This window comes from Orenia metallireducens, from assembly GCF_001693735.1.
GTDB lineage: Bacteria > Bacillota > Halanaerobiia > Halobacteroidales > Halobacteroidaceae > Orenia > Orenia metallireducens.
This window is the reverse complement of record NZ_LWDV01000008.1, coordinates 535772-556218: the sequence shown is the minus strand read 5'-3', so window position 1 is coordinate 556218 and position 20447 is coordinate 535772. Positions and strand designations below refer to the sequence as shown.

Genomic DNA, 20447 nt, shown 5'->3' with positions numbered 1-20447 from the left:
TTGTAGTATCAACGCCGTTATAACACATAATAACTGCCATTAATACAGAATTAGTATATTTACTTGAAGTTTCAGAGGCTAATTGTTGTAATTCTTCAATAGTATATCTGTGTAATGTTTTAACTTCAATGAATTTTCTGCCCATTTATAATAGCTCCTTTATATATAAGTTAGCTTAATTATAAATCTTTTTGGGCAAGATTAATACTGGAAAATTTCAGTCTAAGTTCACGAGACTATATAGATATCCAAGTCTAAAGTGAAATAAAAACAAGATCAAAGAGATAGTTAGCCACTAATTAACACGAATAGACGCGAATAATAAATGCTTTTTGGCTAATAGCCGACAGCTATCAGCTGTTAGCTATTAATTAGTGTACATTTGTGGCAAAAATAATGTTTTAAATTCCTTTTTAGAATTGTTTATCTATATAAATTCTGTAATAATCCATTATTAATTATACACTCTAAATTACAAATTGTAAATTTTAAAAGCCTTTTATTAGCTACAATACCACCATCTTACGTTATCAGTGTACAATTGACAATGTACAGTTAATCTCTGATGTAAATAACTGTAAATCGTACCCTGCACACTGTAAACTCTATATCCATCCTCCAACAAAAAGAACCCCTAACATGGAGTTCTTTTGATTAAAACTATATTTTAAATTTAGCAATTAAGTGTTGTAATTCTTCAGCCATATGGGCCAATTCCTGAGATGAATCTGTTACTTCATAAGACATAGCTTTAATATCCTCAGCTGCATTCATTATTCTGTCGCTATTTTCGGCTAAATTCTGTGTAGACGCTGCTGCCTGTTCAACCTGTACAGAAATCTCTTTGCTAGAATTTTCAATCTTTTTAAATATTCCCCCTGTTTCTACTGCTATCTTCTCTCCATTAATCGCTTGAGTTTCAACCTTCTGAATAGACTGCAAACCAACCTTTGAACGCTGTTGTGTACTTTTAACTAAATTAGCAATCTTATCTGTAGCTTTAGAGGTCTCTTCTGCTAACTCTCTTATTTCATCAGCTACTACAGCAAAACCTTGTCCATGCTCTCCAGCACGAGCTGCCTCAATAGCTGCATTTAATGCTAATAAATTGGTCTGTTCAGCTATATTAGTAATTAGTTCTATTACCTGACCAATCTCCTTAGAATTGTTATTTAACTCTTTAATCACCTCTACAGTATTTTGAACAGATTTACTTATTTCTTCAATGCTACTAACTGTTTTTTGAATATTAGTATTACCTAACTGAGTACGATTATCAGCCTCTTCAGTAAAACTGCTTATCTCTTCTGTACTAGCTGATATCTCTTGAATAGCTGCTGACATATCTTCTATTAATTGAGTAGTGCTTTCAATACTAGCATTACCTTCTTCTGCTGAAGCAGATAATTCTTCACTATAAGCTGAAAGGTTTTCTGCTGTATCACTTACATTAGTTATCATTTTTCTTAAATTATCTGCCATTTTATCTAAAGCTACCTCTAAACGACCAATTTCATCTTGTCTTCCTGTTACCTCAGTTGTAGTAAAATTCCCTTCAGCTAATCGAGAAATACTAGCAATAACTTTTTTGAGTGGTTTCAATAAGTAAATATTATTTATAAAACTAATTACAATACTTATTATTACCAAAGCTAAAATACTAAATCCTATAATATAATTTCTAATCTTATTTCTAATAGCATAAACTTCTGCAAAAGGTACTTGTGCAAAAATATTTCCATCAAGTTTATCAAAATGAATATAAGAAGCTAATTTACCTTCTCCTTCATAGCTATAGGTAAAACTTCCTTCCTTTCCCTTTATCTTATCTTCTAGCTTAAAGACCTGATTTACATCATATTGTGTTTCTACCATTTTAGAATTAGGATGGGCAATAGTTCTACCTTTTTTATCAACCATAAAGGCATAACCTTCTTCTCCTATTTTCTTACTTGCTATCTTAGCACTTAAAGTCTTTAGCGTTATGTCAACCCCTAACACTCCAATAAATTCACCAGAGTTATTTTTAACAGGAATTGCTACAGTAATAACCGGCTTTCCAGTAACAGCATCTGTATAAAAATCTGTCCAAATTACCCTATCTTCTTCTTTAGCTTTTTTATACCATGGTCTTGTTCGAGGGTCAAAATCACTCCAATCTGCCTCTGGATAAGATTTCATCCCACCAGTAGTAGTTCCTAAATATAAAAATAAAAATTCTGGATAATCTTCTTTTATTCTTTTAAAAAGTTTTTTCAGCTTGATGGTATCATTTTCTTTCAACTCTTCTCTTGTAGAAATTAAGTTGACTACATTTTCTGCTTGATTAAAGAAAGCATCAACTTCACTCTTTAAGGTTCTAGCTACCTCTAAATTTCTTTCTTCTGCTGATTGAGTTAGGGTCTTTGAGACTACATTATTAATTAAAAACCCTAAAATTAATATACATAATATTAAAATTAGTATGATACTACCATTCAATTTAGTCATTAAACTATTTTTAAACTTGACTTTTTCTAATTTATTTTTATTACTTTCACCATCATTCATTAACGTACCCCTCCTTAGTATTATTTTGTCTGAAAATGTAGTTTCCTTAACTGAATTTATATACTTAATTCTAGATTATCCTAGGATTATCCTCCATTGTTGGAATAGAAATTTATTCAAATTAAAACAAAAGACGACACACTTTGCTGTGTCGTCTTTTGGCAATGAATACAATAGGCTAACACCTATTCTTCTATTATGAAATTTTTTAAAACCAATTCAAAATATTTTTTGTCACGGATAGACACGGATTTTTTTCTTAGCTGTCAGGAATCAGTAGTAAATATATTTACTACTGATTCCTATTATTTTTATTTTTTTAGATAAAGTCAGCTTTTAGTCAGTGTAAGTCTGTTTCAAAAAAAGTTTTAAGAACTTAAAATCAAAAACTATTAGACCAGACTGCTACAGACAAACTCAGAATAAAAAATAAAGTGACAAATGACTAGTAACGAATTGGTTTATTATTACTTGAGCTTAATTTATTAAGCCCTTACTCACCACTCCCCTACGGATTTAAAAAAACCACTCCGGAATAAAAATCATCCACTAATCACTCACACTTTTATTATTTATCTCTGTTAGTCTATGGCTAATAGATTTCTTTCTTGCTTAATAACTCTTTCTATCTCTTCTCTAGCAGGACCACCTATTGTATTACGAGCATCTACACAGGTCTCGATAGCAATTGCATGATAGATATCATCACTAAATACCTCAGAGAAGTTTTGCCACTCCTCCATCGTCAACTCTGATAACTTCTTATTATTCTCTATACAATAAAATACACTTTTACCGACTATCTCATGGGCCTCTCTAAAAGGAATATTCTTATCTACTAGATAATCAGCTACATCAGTAGCATTAACAAAACCACCTTCTGTAGATGCCTTCATCTTATCTGCTTTGAATTTAGTCTTAGCCATCATCCTTGCAAAGATTTCTAGACTTTTCTTAACTGTATCTACAGTATCAAATAAGCCTTCTTTATCCTCTTGCATATCCTTATTGTAAGCCAATGGTAAGCCCTTCATGGTAACTAGTAATTGAATTAAATTACCATAAACCCGTCCCGTCTTACCACGAATCAACTCAGGGATATCAGGGTTCTTCTTCTGGGGCATAATACTACTACCTGTACAGAAGGAGTCAGATATCTCCACAAAATTAAATTCAGAGCTAGTCCAAATAATTAACTCTTCACTAAAGCGACTTAAATGCATCATAATAGTAGATGATGCTGCTAAAAATTCAATTACAAAATCACGGTCACTAACTGCATCTAAGCTATTCTGACTTACCCCTGCAAAACCTAACTCCTTAGCTACAAAGTCTCTATCTATTGGAAACTTTGTTCCTGCCAAAGCACCAGAACCTAAAGGTAAAATATTGACCCTTTTATAACAATCAACTAGTCTATCATAATCACGACCTAACTTCTGTTGATATGCTAATAGATGATGTGCCAGTCTAATTGGTTGTGCTCTCTGCAAATGGGTATAACCAGGCATAATAATATCAATATTCTCTTCAGCTAAATCTAATAATACCTGTTGTAACTGCTTTACCAACTCTTTAATCTGTTCAATCTGGTCTCGTAGATACAACCTTACATCTAAAGCAACTTGATCATTTCTACTTCTAGCTGTATGTAACTTTCCACCGACTGGACCAATCTTATCAGTCAACCTCTTTTCAATATTCATATGAATATCCTCAAGCTCTACTGTAAATTCAAACTCCCCTGCTTCAACCTCTGTTAATATCTCTTCTAAACCTTTAATTATCTCTTTACTATCTTCTTCTGTAATGATTCCACACTTGGCTAACATTTTGGCATGAGCCATACTACCTTGAATATCATATTTTGCCAATTTATAATCAAAACCGATAGAAGCATTGAACTCTTCTACTAAAGCATCGGTACTCTCTTGAAATCTACCATCCCACATCTTCATAATCTTCACTCCCCATTAATCTCTATTCTCTTCTTCATCAACCAATCCTCTTGAGCATCTTCTCCTAAGAAGAATATCTCTTCACTAAAAATTTTAAATCCCCATCGCTGATAGAAAGCTATAGCCTTTTGGTTCTCTTTCCAGACTCCTAACCATAAATACTCTACCTTATTATTCTTAGTAACTTCTATTGCTTTAAACATTAATTCTTTGCCAATGCCCCTACCAATATAGCTTTGAAGAAGATATAACCTCTCTAACTTAATAGCTTTATCTGTCTTTAAAAGTTTATGTACTTTATTAAAACTCAACTTAAAATAACCAACTGCCTTATCCTCAAGGCATGCGATAAAGAACTTAGAATTTTCATCCTTAAGCTCTAACTCTAGCTCTTCTTTATTAAAGTTTCTCTCCAAATAATCAGCCATATCCTCTGGATTATTCTGGTCTTGATAGGTCTGTACAAAACTATTCTTAGCAACTTTAAGAAGTAAGTCAATCTGATCTAAAGATACTTCTTGAATAATTAAGTTCATCTTTTACCACCTATGATTACTATAAAGTGATATAAATATAATAATTGGGCGAATTTATCGCCCTCTTTTAAAAATCTATTATTTTAGCTAATTTAGCTCTAATATAATTATCATCTTCTATTAACTTTATAACTTGGTAACCAAGCCTTTTATAAAACTCTATTAAATTAGTCAATCTATTAGGAGAATAAAGAATAATTCTTCTTCCTCCCTTTGCTCTCACTCTCTCCTCAACCTCCAAGATCAGCTCTTTTCCAATTTCATATCCTCGATATTCAGGAAGCACACCCAATCTTATTAAATAGAAATCTTCATCTTGACCATAATAACGGACTGTTCCTACTGCATTATTATTTAAGTAAGCAATTAAAACATCTTTCTCTTCAATATCTCTGATAATATCCTCTTTACTCTCTAATAATGCTGGTGTTGTAGGAAAGAGAGAGGGATCAGCATAAGCTTTAAAAGCAGTCTTAGTCAAATTATAGACCAATTGACTATCAGCAAGATCTGCTTTTTTGATAATTATCTCCATCCACTCTCCCCCTTTAAAATCAGCGGCGAGTAACAGAGTGACCAGTAACGAGTTAATTCCTTATTATTTTATCTTTTACTCGTTACTCGTTACTCGTTACTGCTCTTATTTACACTTCCATGTACCTTTAATGGCAGGCCGAACAATTCGATAAATCCAATAGCAGCATCATGGTTGAAGATATCTGATTTTTCATAAGTAGCTAAGTTTTCTTGGTATAGTGAATTATCAGATTTTCTTCCTACTACTGTAGCATTACCTTTATATAATTTAAGCTTTACTGTTCCATTTACATACTGTTGAGTTGTATCAACAAAGGCATCTAAAGCAGCCTTTAATGGTGAGAACCACTGTCCATAATAAACAAGTTCAGCATATTTTTGAGCAATTAACTCTTTATAATGGTATGTCTCTCTATCTAAGACTAAATCCTCTAAATGTCTATGAGCATTCATCAATACCGTAGCTGCTGGTGCTTCATAAATCTCTCTAGATTTAATTCCTACCAATCTATTCTCTACCATATCGATTCTACCAATACCATGTTTGCCTGCAGTCTCATTTAATTTACTTACTAGCTCTACTGGACCATATTCTTGACCATTTAAAGCTACTGGTTCACCAGCTTTAAAAGTAACTTCTATATATTCAGCTTCATTTGGTGCATCCTCTGGAGCAGTAGTAATTTGATATACTTCTGCTGGCGGTTCAGCCCAAGGATCCTCTAAGATTCCACATTCAATACTAACCCCCCATAAATTTCTATCAATACTATAAGGGCTCTTCTTAGTAGCACTTACAGGAATATTGTGTTTAGCTGCATATTCAATCTCTTCACTTCTAGCTTTAAACTCCCACTCTCTTAATGGGGCTACAATCTCAATCCCTGGGGATAATGCTTGGAAAGAAACATCAAATCTTACTTGGTCATTTCCCTTTCCAGTACAACCATGAGCTACTGCATCTGCACCTTCTTTTTTAGCAACATCAATCATCTTCTTAGCAATCAATGGTCTAGAATAAGCTGTAGCCAATGGGTATTTGGCTTCATATAATGCTCCAGCTTTTAAGCCTTTAAAGACATACTCCTTTAAAAATTCTTCTTGTAAGTCTTCAATATAAATCTTACTTGCTCCTGTATTTAAAGCCTTCTCTTCTAATGGTGTTAAATCCTCATTCTGCCCTACATCAGCTGAAAAACAGATTACTTCCACATCATACTTGTCCTGTAACCATTTAATAGCTACTGATGTATCTAATCCTCCTGAATAAGCCATAACTACCTTATTTATCTTCTTCTTCATCCTCAACGCCTCCTAATTTATCTCAAAATAATTTTTATTTATTTTTTCTTTAGTATGATTATACATTGTCTTGTATAAAAATACAAGGACAATATTAAAGTTTGAATTTTCTGAAAACAACCTAAACCTTCTATATTTCATATATATCTGAAAACTCAACTTCTATCCTATCAACTAATTCCTCTTTTAAAACAAACTGCTTAGCAGCAAATTCAATATCTTCATCCTCTAACACTATATTTGGCAACCTAATTATAAATTCACTTCCTTCTCCATATTTACTTTTTACGCTAATCTCTCCTCCATGCATCTCTACTAGCAATTTAACTATTACTAATCCAATGCCACTACCCTCTTTTCTTCTATTAAAAGACTTATCAGCTTGACCAAACCTTTCAAAAATTATCTTTTGTTGCTCTTGTTTAATACCTATTCCAGTATCTTTTACAGATATGTATATATAATTACCCTCTTCATATACTCTTACTATTATCTTATCACCTTCATCACTAAACTTAATAGCATTAGATAAGAGATTAAGCATAATCCTTTCAATATTAACAGAATCACAAGTAATAATCCTTTCAGACAATTTAGATTCAAAGATAATCTCCCTAGAAGAATTACTTAAATAATCCTTTACAGAAAGTACTACATTATTAACTATCTCTACAATATTATGATTCTCCAACTTAAAATCATAAAAATCAGCATCGATCTTTGTGATATCCACCAGATTATTGATTAATCTTAATAGCCTATGTATATTACGACGCATAATCTTTGTATAGTTGCTGAGATTATTATAATTATTGGCATCTAAATTCTTCTTATTATACATTTCTTGCATCTGCAATGCAGAAAAGATTAAATTCAAAGGTGTTCTCAGTTCATGGGATAGATTAGCAAAGAATTCTACCTGTAACTTATTATCTTCCAGTTTCTCTTCTAACCATTTCCGTTCAGTGATATCTATTCCAGAACTAAAAATTCCTTGAATCTTTCCATCTCTATCCTTTAGCCGAGCAAGATGCCAAGAAACAGTCCGTATACTTCCATACTTTGTTAGGATTTTAGTCTCGACATATTCTGGTAATTCCTTTTCTTCATTAAATAAATTTTCAATCCCTCTTTTTAATTCTACTTTATCTTTCTGACAGAATTTAAATACACTCTCTCCAACTACTTCTTTTTCACTATATCCAAAATCTCTAAACCCTCCCTGATTGAAGAAAGTAATCTTTTGCTCTTTATTTATAACTAAAAATATCACATCAACAATATCTAATATTTTTAAAGCTGAAAATATTAATTCCAGTGAATGATTTAAGTGGTTAGATATATTCTTAATCGAATTAACCTTCATGGTATTAGAATTTAACTCATCATTTAATAACCTCTTTTTACTTATATCTAGCCCTGAACTTATAGTCCCTTCAACATTTCCCAACTTATCCTTTAGAGTGCTAGTATACCAACTGATTAAACGCTCATTACCATCTTTATCTACTAGGGTTCCTTCAGTATAATCAGGTAGTTCCATCTCTCCTTTTACTACTCTTTCTAGTAATCTTAGCTTCTGCTGATTCTTATCAAAGTCCTTAAACCACATTTTTCCTATAATTTCTTCTGCCTTTTTTCCTAAAAGTTCACAGCCTCTTTTATTAATAAACCTTACTCTACCATCCTTATCTAAGACTAAGAAGATAATTTTAGATAAATTAAGATACCTTTTTAAATTGTCCCTTTCTAATACTAACTCTTTATCCTTAATATTAAGTATCGGACATACCTTAATAAATCTAGCTAAAGATAGATAAAGTAAAGATAAACTAAATAAGAATAATCCTAGCTCAACTAAACTAAATCTATCTGTCAAATAATTTTCAAAGGTATTATTCAAAGCAAGAATTCCATAACTAAATAGTATTCTTCTAAGTAGTGTAAAGATAGTAACCACTTCAAAAAAGACTCCTGATAGTATCAAACTATGAGACTCTTTATTCTTTATACGCGTTGTGCTAGTTAAATTTAAATAGAAAAACCCCAGCAAAAGATGTTATCCTATAATAAATACAACCAATATTTAAAATAGGAGGATAACATATGCTGGAGTCCAATAACTATTATACCATAGAAATTGAAAATTTAAGAGACTTTATTACTATTATTTATGTTATAATTGATGACATTTATCAAGAAGTAACCCCAACACATATTAAAGAACGCCGTAATATTGATAAAGCAATCCTTTCTGATAGTGAGATAATTACTATCAGTATTGTAGGTGAATCACTTACTATTGATTCTGAAAAATCGTGGTTTAATTTTGTAAAAAAGAATCTAAAGGATTTATTTCCAGAAGTATGCCATAGAACTAGATTTAATAGAACACTTAGGAATTTACATGCTGTATTAGATGAAATACGAAAAAAATTAACTCTAATTCTTAATTATCAGTATGATAATTATAGAATTGTAGATAGTATGCCTATTCCAGTATGTGAATTTGCGAGAGCACATTTTAATAAAACTTTCAGCGAAGCTGAATATGGTAATTGTGCATCTAAAAAAGAAACTTATTTTGGTTTTAAACTACATGCTCTTGTTACTTTAAATGGATATATTACTGATTTTAATTTAACTCCAGCTAATGTAGATGATAGAGAAACTCTATGGGAACTAACTTCGCCATATCATTCTTTAAAAATTATAGGAGATAAAGGATATATCAGTAATGACTTAAATGATATCTTAAAAGATGAGAAAAATATTGATCTTATCCCTATAAAACGAAAGAATAGTAAAGATCCGCACCCAAAAGCATTTAAAAAAATAATCTCAAAGGTTAGGAGAAGGGTTGAAACGTCTTTTTCTCAACTTGATGAACAATTCAATATATCAAATGTACTCACAAAATCACTTTGGGGATTAACGACTAAAATTAAAGTTAAAGTTTTAGCACATAATCTAGGTTATTTCATTAATAAAACTCTTGGAAGAACAATTAATATCGGTCGAATTAAAGAGTTAATATTTGGATAATAATTACAAATAAATGTGATTATTATTCTAAGGTATTCTTTTTACTTCTATTCACTGGTAAATACATCCATATAAATTTCATCTATTAGCACAACGCGTTCTTTATATAATTTTGTAGATAAACAACTACAGAAAGTGCCAGTAATAAGGTTAAAATATCACTAATCCTATATACAACTATTATTGAGAAAGGATAAAGGTAATAAGCAAAGATAGATAATCCTGCTAATACCATATATATATATCCAATCCCCCTTAAAAAACTACTCTTATAATCTATAAATTCCTTTAAACAAAAAGAAAATGTTGCAGCAAGAGCACAGCTACTAAAGTAATGAATTACAAAAAGCTCATATCCTTCAAATAAGAGTCTCATTATCTCATTATTACTAACTGTATATAAAGAAGCTAAGGCTAAAAAAGTTCCTAGGTAAAGATATCTCAACTCATTTCTTTTAAAAGAGAATATGACCAGTATAAATCCACCTACTAATAAGTACAGAATACTTAAACATAAGTCCAAAAATCCTATAGAAAATATATTTCTAACTATATTACTATGAGAAGAAATGAGAGAGATTAGACTCTTTTCCACTAATAGTCTATGCTTATTGTTATAAAATCTAATGTATAAATACCTTCCCTGTATATTCTGTGGTAATGGAGTAATCCTATGTATGACCTCAACAGGTTCTTCTTTACCCTCAAGTTCCCCATTCTTAAAAATCTGCTTCCCATCTAAATAAAATTCGTGGGGGAATATTACTACTGAAGAATAAGTTGTATAAATTGATTTATTCGTTAAATTTTCATTTGGCAACTTGACCCTTATCCAAGTATAATCATATTGACTAGAAGATTTTATGTATCTATTTAACTGCAAAGGATGCCAAATAGCTTCTATATTAATATTCTCATCTTTATCTACAGGTAAATCCCCTAAAGCATATTCCCAATTATCATCATCAACCTCTATCATATCAGAGCTCATTTGATTATCTGATATAATATTAAAGATTATCCCTAACAAGATTAAAATAATAATTATTTTTTTCATATCTACTTCCCACCTTGTAATATATAATACTCTATCTTCTAAGTAATTTAATTGATTTATGTGTTATATAAGTTAGTAATTATCAAAATATAATATATCTCTCTTTTAAATAAAATAAGAGAATATAGTGTATATATTCTCTTATTAAGGTTATTTATCCTCTATTTACTATTATTTTTTATCAAAATAGAAAAAATAATATCTTATTACATTTTATTTGTAATTTTATCTTATCAATTAATATTTTTGTGAATAATTATAATATATGGATATATCTACCACTAAAATCATTAGAATATATTTTTTAAATATATAAAGCATATAGTAATTCTTTAACACCTTTATTTTTACCATAAATCAACAGCTACAAATAACTTATTCTTATTTACATTTTTTCAATATCATATCTTTGTTAGAATCATCTTTTTTAGCTTTTCTCTTTCTTAATTTTATCAATTCTAGATTAATCAATAAACACCTTTCAAATTTCTTTGTTTTTACATAGTCTAATATTATAAATTTAATTCTTCTCTTTAACCAAATCCTCTTAATAAAATAACTCAAAATCTAAACATATAAATATAACTACCATTTATATGTTAATTATATACTAATATGGTATAAAATAATTTTTATCCTTTTTTGGCTATTTTTAAAGTTTTTTTATACCGCTAATATAAAAATATTTCATTATATGACACTTTAATCAGATATCGATAAACAAGATGAACCAAATTTTAAGTAAGTATACTCCCTAATCAAATAACTAATATAAAAAGAGAAGAACTAATATAATATCGGTTCTTCTTTATCTCTAGCTTATTATTATAATTATACATCATTCTAATCAATTTCCACTATAATTATATAATTAATTCTTCTTTTTCAAAGAATTAGTCTTCAACTTTAATAGCATTCCAGAAAAATTCTATATGCCTATCTATTAAATTATAAATTACACTAAAATCATCAGTTTCATAACTTAATAAAAGATGTTGAATTCTTATAAAAATCAAAGTTCCTATAAATTCATTGGCTAATGTTAAAGGATCATATGGCTTAATTAACCCTTTCTCAATCATTTCTTTGAATATTTTGATTAAAATTTCCCTATCTTCTTCTAAAAATTTCTCTTTCATCATCCTTCTCACAACTTCACTATTATGCTCCATCAACATCACTTTAAGTAACTTTTCTTCTTCTAAATTATCTACAAACTTCTTAACTAGTTTAGCAAAAATTTTTAAAAAATCATATGGGTGATTAATCTTTTCCTGTAACTCTTTATTCTCAAATATTCCTTTAATAGTCTTTGCTCCAAGAATAGAAAATAAAGTTTCAAAGATATCTTCCTTACTCTTAAAGTGATTATATATTGAACTTTTACGGATACCTACTTTCTCAGCAATCTCACGAATAGAGGTTGCAGCAAAACCTTTTTCTGAAAACAGGTCTAAAGCTGCATCTAAAATTAAATCTTTTGTATTTTTCTGAGCCATTATTAAACACTCCTTATATATCTTTATAACTTAAAATTATCCAAAAAACTACCCTATTTAATATAATCTTCTCTCTTGAATTTATTATTCCTTTATCTATTACAATCAGAAAAAAACTCCTTTAAATTTTAGAGAATTTACCATCTCTAACTTAAAGGAGTATTTAAATAAGGTTAAAACTCTATATTCAATCTTGTATAAACTCTATCTTGACCAAATGTAGCTACTATAAGTGCATCATCATTTTGACTATTTATATAGGTCCCTCCAATTTGTAACTCTATAGAATTGGCTAAGGAATAATTAAATTGAGGCTCTAGAACAATAGTTTCAGTTTCAAATTCATAAATAAAATTACCTTCTACCTGATGAAAATTAAAGATTGGTTTATCAAAGTGAAGATTAAATACCTTTGTATCATTCTCACTACTTAACCTTCCTTGCTGATAATATGCTTGAAGAACTAAATATAAATCATTACTCCATTTATAATCAGCCCCTAAGGTTGTCTCTAGTCCATTATCAAATTCTTCGTCTTGATAAATAGCATATGCCAATTCTGTCCAAACTCCCATTTCACCAATATCTCCGATTAAGTCAAAACCAATCCTATTTAATTCTGGATAAATAAAATCCATATTATTATTAATAGGTTTTCTATCAAAACCATGATACCCACTTAAGGATAAATCAAAACCTTTAAAAGAACGTTTAGTTACTTTAAATCCTTCCTGCATATTTTCGACATTATCTTCCACTGCTCTAAGATTGGGGATAAAAGTAGATAATTTATCTGCTTTAAAGAATGGGACTACTACCCCTGTTATCTCCAAACCATTAGGAGCATAATAGATTCCTTTAACTGCTTCAACCCCAAGTTTTTCATCTAATGGTTTTAGAGCAGTTCGATCAACAGGATTAAAATAGTCTGTTGGCTGTAATTTATAAGAGCTTCCCCAATTAATTAGTTGTTTACCAATTCTCCAATCCATATTATCGGTGTAATAATTTAAATATGCTTCATTGATATCAGTATCAGCATTATTATAATCTTCTCTAAAGCCTAGATCAATATACATCTCAGCATCAAAGCCAAAACCTTTCTCTAAGATTAGATTGACTTTCTCTTGGTCAGTCAGTTTACCATCATCTGTACTTACTATTAAATCACCTTTTAAGGAACCAGAAATCTCAAGTTGACTTGCTAAAGCAGTAGAAGTAAAAGTTAACAGTAAACAAGCTATTAAGATTAAAAATTTAATATCTCTCACCAAATCTCCCTCCTTAACTATCTACTCAAATATCTAGTAGTAAAGATACGGTCATTAATTGGCTTATCATAAGTAATCTCTTCCATATAAATAACTGTTTTCGTTCCTTTCTGTACATTCTCCATAGTTGATTTACGTGGAGTCCAATAACCTGCTATCTTTTCAAAATTTTCAGCAGTTAATATCTTCTCTAGTTTACCTCTTTCATCATAAAACTCAGATTTAATTAGATGCCATTCTTCTTTTTTGATCCATATTTTAAGATATTTATAATCGATATCAGTATCAGTCGGTACTAGCTTTAATACATACTCCTTATCATTCTCCGATAAAATACTAGCATCATAATCTTTATTATAATCTCCCTCACCTATTAAATTTAAATCATTATAAGTAAAGTCGGTCCCTACAAAGCTCCCATTCTTTTGACTAGAAGATATCTTTCTGACACTACCCAAAGCAGGTAAATAAAGATACATATCTTCATCCTCTTCATTCTCTAAAGATAAAAAGGAGGTTCCTTCTACTGTAGCTGGAAATAAGAATCTATTCATAGCTTTTGTATATTCACCATTCTTTCTATATCCTTCTATCATCCTCTCTCTCTTTTGACCAGCAGAACTATACAGCTCCATTTTCATCTTGGTATAAGAAGTTTTAGGCTGGGTTGCTTCCTTCACTTTATCTAAAATATCACTTCCTGTTAATTGAGCAGAAACCAATCCACTTACTCCAATGATTGATAACCAGACTAACACCAAAGTTAAAATTTTCTTCATAATTAATCACCCTTTCCTTTAATTTACTTCTAAGTTATAATTACTAACAGTTCCTACTTCTAAGAATTTAGGTTTGAATAAGATACAAATTGTTGGAAGAACTACCAAAGCACCAATCAAACAAGTACTGATTGAAACTACAATTAAAAATCCAAAAAATCTTATAGGTAGGAAGTTAGACAACATCAATACAATAAACCCAAATACTACTGATAAGGCATTAAAAATAATAGCCTTTCCTACCGTTAACAAAGTAGTCCTAACGGCTTCAGTAGAATTCTTATTCCTCTTCTCTTCTCGATAATGCCATAAGAAATGAATAGTATAATCTATTCCTACACCAATCATAATTGATGATAATAGAGCAGTTACCATATTTAACTCAATATTAAAATATCCCATTAAACCAAATAAACTGACCATTGCTATTCCTAAAGGTATAATTGAAAGTAAACCTGCAAAGAATGATCTAAATATTCCAATTACAATTAGAGCTATAACCGTTAGCGATAAGATTAAGCTTGTAGTCTGACCTTGAACAACTGAATTAACTAACTGAGATAATAAATCTGCAAAACCTCCTATAATTACAAATGGTGAATCTGAATCTTTATTAATATAATCTTTAATATATTTGACTACTTCTCTAACTTGATTGGTACTGTTGCTAGGTATCCTAGCATTGATTAAAGAATACCTATAATCAAAGTCAACAACTTTATCTAAATCAGCAGACATACTATATAACATAAAGTACTGTGCTATTGCATTTTTACTATCTGGAATCTTATAAAAAAGACTATCATCATTATGCAATACCTGATTCATCTTTCTAATTGCTTTAGAGACTGCCATTACCTCACCAATACTCTCATGCTCTTTTAAGGTCTTCTCTAAATCATCAATTTTCCTCATAATGGTAGGATTTTGAATATCACCTTTGGCTACAATAGAAATGTTAGTAGAACCTCCAAAGTAACTATTGATTATATTATCAGATTTAACTATATCAGAATCTTTATCAAAATAATTAATCGGATTGGTATCTACTTTGATTAATGGTATTCCAAAAGATAGTATTATAATTACTATTGTTGAAGTTATAATTACTTTCTTTGGTCTTTGAGTTACTAAATTTGAAATAATAATCAATAACTTAGCTATTAATCCTTCCTTCTTCTTTTGATTATCATCTTTAATAAAGTCTCTTTTAGGAAGTACAACTAAGAGAGCAGGAACAAGGAATAAACTACCTAATATAGCTAGACCATTGCCTACAGCTGCTAATATTCCAAGCTGCTTAGCAGAAATTATAATATGTGCTAATAAGCATAACAGACCGATAATTGTTGTCAGCCCTGCAACAATTATCGGAGTACCTAAATCTCCAATAACACCTGATATTAATTCTTTGTTACTTGCTGCTGGATTTAAGTTACCATCTTGTTGGTATTTAGCTATAATATGAATAGCATAGTCATTGGTTATTGCTAATAGAATTACAGGCAGTATAATTGTAATGAGTTGAAGCTTCCAGCCAAATAAAGAGATTAATCCCATAGCAACAATTATAGAAACTAACATTACAGCTAAGGTCAATAACACTCCACTTAATTCTCTAAAACAGAGGTATAAAAAGATTAACATTATTAATAAACCCAATGGAATGAACTTTTTCATATCTTTTTGCATATTATTTGCTACTTCTGCTCGAACGATTGGTAACCCAGCTAAATATAACTCTTCATCACCAGAAACTTCTCTAATAATCTTGTCAATTTCATCTAAAATCTTCTTATCCTTAATACCCTCCCTCAAAATGGCTATTACAGCTACAGCCTTAAAATCTTCTGAAATAATACTACCATAAACTAAATCATTATCTTTAATTCTTTCTCTTAATGCTTCTCTTTCTTGCTCATTTTGTGGTATATTAATTATAGAGTCCTCTATAATTAACTGATTATTCTCTCCTCTTATATCCTCTAAGGTAAAGGGACTATTTACTTGATCAACCTCTTCTAAGCTTTCTAATCTCTCTGTTAATTCCTTTACTCTATATAAAGTATCCTCTTTTAAAACATCTTCACTCTTTAATGCTAAGATTACTACCTCAGTTCCTCCAAATATCTCTTCAATCCTATCCATATTCAATCTTGATGTCATATCAGCAGGAATCTCATTCTTTAAATCAGCATCTATTACTGTATTTGGCAGTTGTAAAGCAAAAAAGATAGTTATAAGTATAAAGCTAATAATAACTATCCAAGGATAATTAATTGAAAGATTAACTATTTTTCTTAACATTTTCAATTCCACCTTCATTATTGAATTTTATTAATTTCATTATAACTAACGTCCGTTCGTATGTCAATTTTTTATGCAAGTTTCCTAGGGTGGTTATTTACTTTACTATAAATATATAATAAAGCATTAGCATTCACTATATCTGAAAAAATTAATTAAATAAATATAACTTTATTGTATATAATGTATTTTGTTATATATATTTTCCTATAAATAAAGGTTTTGTATGTAATTATCTCGAATATTTTTTATATAACATTTTCACTAGGAGGGGTATTATGAGATTTAAAAATTTTTCAATTGTATTAATAACTATTTTTATAGTTACTTTATTAGGGTGCTCCAATTCTAATTCAGTATCTACTACAGAACAAAGCTCTGGTTCTGATTCAACTTCTACCGTAAAAAATAAAAGTGCTACAGAGGTAAAAGGAATTGAAAGATTAAAAACTAAAATTGTACAAGCTGAAGAGATATATGATGAAGCAGTACATACATTAAATCAACTTTATACTGAGTATCCACGTTGGGAAATTAGAGGAGAGATAACACACAGGGGAGATAATGAAATTTCAGTTTGGGGTGAAGCAGAATCTGAAGATGCGTTATCCAACCATCCAGGATGGTTAAAAGATGTAGGTAATATCCACATAATTCATCCTAACCAAGATAAAATATCTTATAATGACTATCAGGGAGGAGTTCACTGGTATATTAAACAGGCTTATGGTACCAATGCTTTTGGTCAACAAGTACCAATAAATATCTATGGGGAGAAGCCAAAAGTAATCGCTAAAGCTGAAAGAGAACGAGATGAAGAAAACGATCAAGTATATAATGCTGTAGGTGAATTAGTTAATTTTGTTAATAATGATTATAATTCTAAACGCAAATCTGATCCTAATAATCCCAAATTATATGTAGAATATGGAGATATTTACTACGACTTGAATGATTTTTTAGTTAATACTGTAGGTAATAGGATAATAAAGGATTATGATATGCTAGTAGAAGCTGTTGCAAATTATAAAAAAGCCTTTGAATTAAATCCTAAAGATACTTCAGTGGCATTATTATTAGCTGATATCTACTTCAACTACTATAATGATGGTAGAAAGATAGCTAAAAAATACTATCAAAAAGTTATAGATATTGATCCAGAAACTTTAGTAAAAGCTGATTCCTTAGATACATTAGAAGAGAATTATGATGCTGGTTTAGTTTTAATGGAGAACAATTTATTTGATAAAGCAATTCAATCTTTAAGAAAAGCTAAAAAATGTGGAACATCTCCTTGGATAAATTACAACCTAAGTATCTCTTTAACAAAGGAAGCTCAAAACTCTGTATCTAATGGAAATTTAGAGGAAGGAATAAAATTATATGAAGATGCACTGCAAGAAATCTCAGAGATAAATAATTTATCTAGCGAGTGGAAAATAGGTCATTCTTTGCACACTATGGAACACTTAACAGAGAAAGATGGAGTGATAACACTACTCCAAATTAGTACTTATCAGTCTTTAGCACGCTTATATGAAAAGACGGGCAATGCAGATAAATCAATCGAATATTTCAACCATATAATTAAGGTGTGGGATAAAGTCATTGATCCAAATAGCATAGTTAGATTTAACAGCCAAAAAGATTCAAAAGTTCTGAATAAACTTATCAGTAAATCTGCTGAGGACTCTCTAAAACTAGCTCTTCTTTATAGTAAACAAGGGAAATGGGAAGATAGTTACTATCAATTTTATAGAGCCATTGATAAATATCTCTTTATCAATATGGATAAAATAGAGACAAACTCTGAAGATGACTTTACCCATTATTTATTAGGTCTTGCTTATTTTGAATATTGCAAGGACAATTTAAGAAAAAGCTCTGAAGCTACTGCTACACTACAGAAATATGCTATGGAAGAGATTGAAAAAGCCATAGCATTAAATGAGACTAATCCATTATATCAAAATACTTTAGGACATTTCTATTCAGGTCACTGGACAGTATATAAGAATAGAGATAAGAAAAAAGCGAAGGTACATCTTAAAAGAGCCATAGAGCTTGATCCTAAATATAAACGTGCTTATGGAAATTTAGCTATGCTTACTGAGAACAATGAAAAACGAGAAAAGTATACTGAACTATCACATCACAAAGTAGGAGTCGGTAGCCTAGAAGAAAATATAAGTAAGTATGCTCCTCAATTTAACAAATAATAAATTACCAAAAGAAGAACCGCTATTCTATTATAGCGGTTCTTCTTTATTTCTAGCTTGTAATTACATTACCCCTTGGCTATTTTAATCAAGGTTTTAAATAATTCTAAAAATGATGGATACCTCAAGGTTAAATCTTCAGGATGCCATTGTACTCCTACCACAAATCCTCTACTTTCTGATTCAACCCCCTCTATAATCCCCTCCTCTGACTTGGCAGTAACTATTAATTCTCTTCCTAGCTTCTTAACAGCTTGATGATGGTAGGAGTTAACCTCAATCTCTTCCCTTTTTAAGATGCTAAACAATTTACTATTCTTCTTAATACTGATAGAGTGGTAAAGCTCACATACATCTGTACTACAAGAGAGATGGCAGACTCCATCTTGATATTCTTCGATAATATCTTGATATAAACTTCCTCCTTGAGCAATATTCATCAACTGCATCCCCCGGCAAATTCCTAAAATAGGCATTTGCCTTTGGTAAGCTTCTCTAAAAAGCTCAATCTCCCATTCATCCCTTTTACTATCAAATTTAGTAACCTGATTAATAGGATATTCACCGTATCTATGGGGGCAGATATCCTCACCACCAGTTAAAATCAAGCCATCTATCATCTCGATATAAGTTTTTACCTCAGCTTTATCTTCAAGTAGAGGAATGAGTACAGGAACTCCACCTGCATTAATAACTGAAATAATATAATTATAGCTGACTTTATTATATACTTTATTGAGTTTATTCTCCCTTTTACAGAAGGTAGTGATTCCAATTATAGGCTTTCTCATAACTTCTTCCCCTTTACTAATTTTGCTTTTTAATCTAGCTATACTTATTCTTATACTTAGCGATTGATTAAGATGATTCCTGCTGATAAATGCATACAAATATAGGCACAGCTTGAAAGCTGTGCCTATATAGTCTCCTAATAGAATTGGGAAAACCTTATTTAAATGACATAATAATTTTTTTCTATTCGTATTCCTTAATTATATTTAGAACCTCTTTAGGGGTAGATGCCGCTAAAATAGCTTCTCTAAACTCACCATTTCTTACTAAAATTGAAATTCTAGATAATAATTTTAGATATTTAGGAGAATAATCAGCTAAATCTGCAACCATAAAAAGTATATGCACTGCTTTCCCATCAAGGCTCTCAAAATCTACACCTTCTTTAGATATACCTAAAGCAAGAGATAATTCATTAACCCCCTTGTTCTTACCATGGGGAATAGGCCCCATTCCTGTCGTACTTTCTGCTTCTCTTGCTAAGATTTTATTATAAAAATCCTCTTTAGAGATTATTTTCCCTGCTTAATAAAATAACTCAACCATTTCCTACAAAACTATATCTTTAGTAGAAGATTTTAAACTTAAGTTAATC

15 protein-coding genes are annotated in these 20447 nt (G+C 30.3%); 2 read left to right on the top strand and 13 right to left on the bottom strand.

The genetic code is table 11. The features are described from left to right. Positions 1–660 precede the first annotated feature (660 nt). From U472_RS07470 to U472_RS07445, 6 genes are all read right to left on the bottom strand, one after another. Positions 661–2550 (bottom strand): methyl-accepting chemotaxis protein, encoded by a 1890-nt coding sequence (locus tag U472_RS07470; RefSeq protein ID WP_068717034.1) that lies wholly within the window; start codon positions 2548–2550, stop codon positions 661–663. 581 nt (positions 2551–3131) lie between these two features. Continuing rightward, positions 3132–4508: an argininosuccinate lyase gene (argH, locus tag U472_RS07465; RefSeq protein ID WP_068717032.1), complete on the bottom strand. Its 1377-nt coding sequence runs from the start codon at positions 4506–4508 to the stop codon at positions 3132–3134. Positions 4509–4513: 5 nt separating this feature from the next. Then, the gene (locus tag U472_RS07460; RefSeq protein WP_068717030.1) at positions 4514–5044 is read right to left on the bottom strand and encodes a GNAT family N-acetyltransferase; all 531 of its coding nucleotides are present in this window, start codon (positions 5042–5044) and stop codon (positions 4514–4516) included. Between the two features lie 67 nt (positions 5045–5111). Beyond that, entirely contained in the window at positions 5112–5579 is a 468-nt protein-coding gene (locus U472_RS07455) for a GNAT family N-acetyltransferase (RefSeq protein WP_068717028.1), read from the bottom strand. Positions 5580–5668: 89 nt separating this feature from the next. Beyond that, complete coding sequence (locus tag U472_RS07450; protein ID WP_068717026.1) at positions 5669–6883, bottom strand: argininosuccinate synthase; 1215 nt, start codon at positions 6881–6883, stop codon at positions 5669–5671. 130 nt (positions 6884–7013) lie between these two features. Continuing rightward, positions 7014–8870, bottom strand: a complete 1857-nt coding sequence (locus tag U472_RS07445) for a sensor histidine kinase (protein WP_176714122.1) — start codon at positions 8868–8870, stop codon at positions 7014–7016. 119 nt (positions 8871–8989) lie between these two features. Between U472_RS07445 and U472_RS07440 the strand changes: the two genes are divergently transcribed. Next, positions 8990–9928 carry an IS982 family transposase gene (locus tag U472_RS07440; RefSeq protein ID WP_068717022.1) on the top strand — a complete coding sequence of 313 codons (939 nt, stop codon included), beginning with the start codon at positions 8990–8992 and terminating at the stop codon, positions 9926–9928. Positions 9929–10013: 85 nt separating this feature from the next. Here the strand turns inward: U472_RS07440 and U472_RS07435 are convergent, their stop codons facing one another. The 5 genes from U472_RS07435 to U472_RS07415 form a co-directional block, all read right to left on the bottom strand. Continuing rightward, positions 10014–10985 carry a hypothetical protein gene (locus U472_RS07435; RefSeq protein ID WP_068717020.1) on the bottom strand — a complete coding sequence of 324 codons (972 nt, stop codon included), beginning with the start codon at positions 10983–10985 and terminating at the stop codon, positions 10014–10016. Between the two features lie 893 nt (positions 10986–11878). After that, a complete protein-coding gene (locus U472_RS07430; RefSeq protein WP_068717018.1) occupies positions 11879–12484 on the bottom strand; it encodes a TetR/AcrR family transcriptional regulator in 606 nt (201 codons plus the stop codon). A gap of 173 nt (positions 12485–12657) precedes the next feature. Next, on the bottom strand, positions 12658–13755 hold the full coding sequence (locus U472_RS07425) for a hypothetical protein (protein ID WP_068717016.1): 1098 nt from the start codon (positions 13753–13755) through the stop codon (positions 12658–12660). 17 nt (positions 13756–13772) lie between these two features. Next, positions 13773–14534: an outer membrane lipoprotein-sorting protein gene (locus U472_RS07420; RefSeq protein WP_068717014.1), complete on the bottom strand. Its 762-nt coding sequence runs from the start codon at positions 14532–14534 to the stop codon at positions 13773–13775. Positions 14535–14552: 18 nt separating this feature from the next. After that, positions 14553–16841: an efflux RND transporter permease subunit gene (locus U472_RS07415; protein WP_068717012.1), complete on the bottom strand. Its 2289-nt coding sequence runs from the start codon at positions 16839–16841 to the stop codon at positions 14553–14555. 278 nt (positions 16842–17119) lie between these two features. On the opposite strand from U472_RS07415, the gene U472_RS07410 reads away from it, so the two are divergent. Beyond that, positions 17120–19060 (top strand): tetratricopeptide repeat protein, encoded by a 1941-nt coding sequence (locus tag U472_RS07410; protein WP_068717009.1) that lies wholly within the window; start codon positions 17120–17122, stop codon positions 19058–19060. A 68-nt stretch (positions 19061–19128) separates the two neighbouring features. Here U472_RS07410 and U472_RS07405 read toward each other — a convergent pair whose 3' ends face one another. After that, positions 19129–19851 (bottom strand): gamma-glutamyl-gamma-aminobutyrate hydrolase family protein, encoded by a 723-nt coding sequence (locus U472_RS07405; RefSeq protein WP_068717007.1) that lies wholly within the window; start codon positions 19849–19851, stop codon positions 19129–19131. A 184-nt stretch (positions 19852–20035) separates the two neighbouring features. Continuing rightward, positions 20036–20365: a PTS sugar transporter subunit IIA gene (locus tag U472_RS07400; protein WP_281201084.1), complete on the bottom strand. Its 330-nt coding sequence runs from the start codon at positions 20363–20365 to the stop codon at positions 20036–20038. Positions 20366–20447 lie beyond the last annotated feature (82 nt).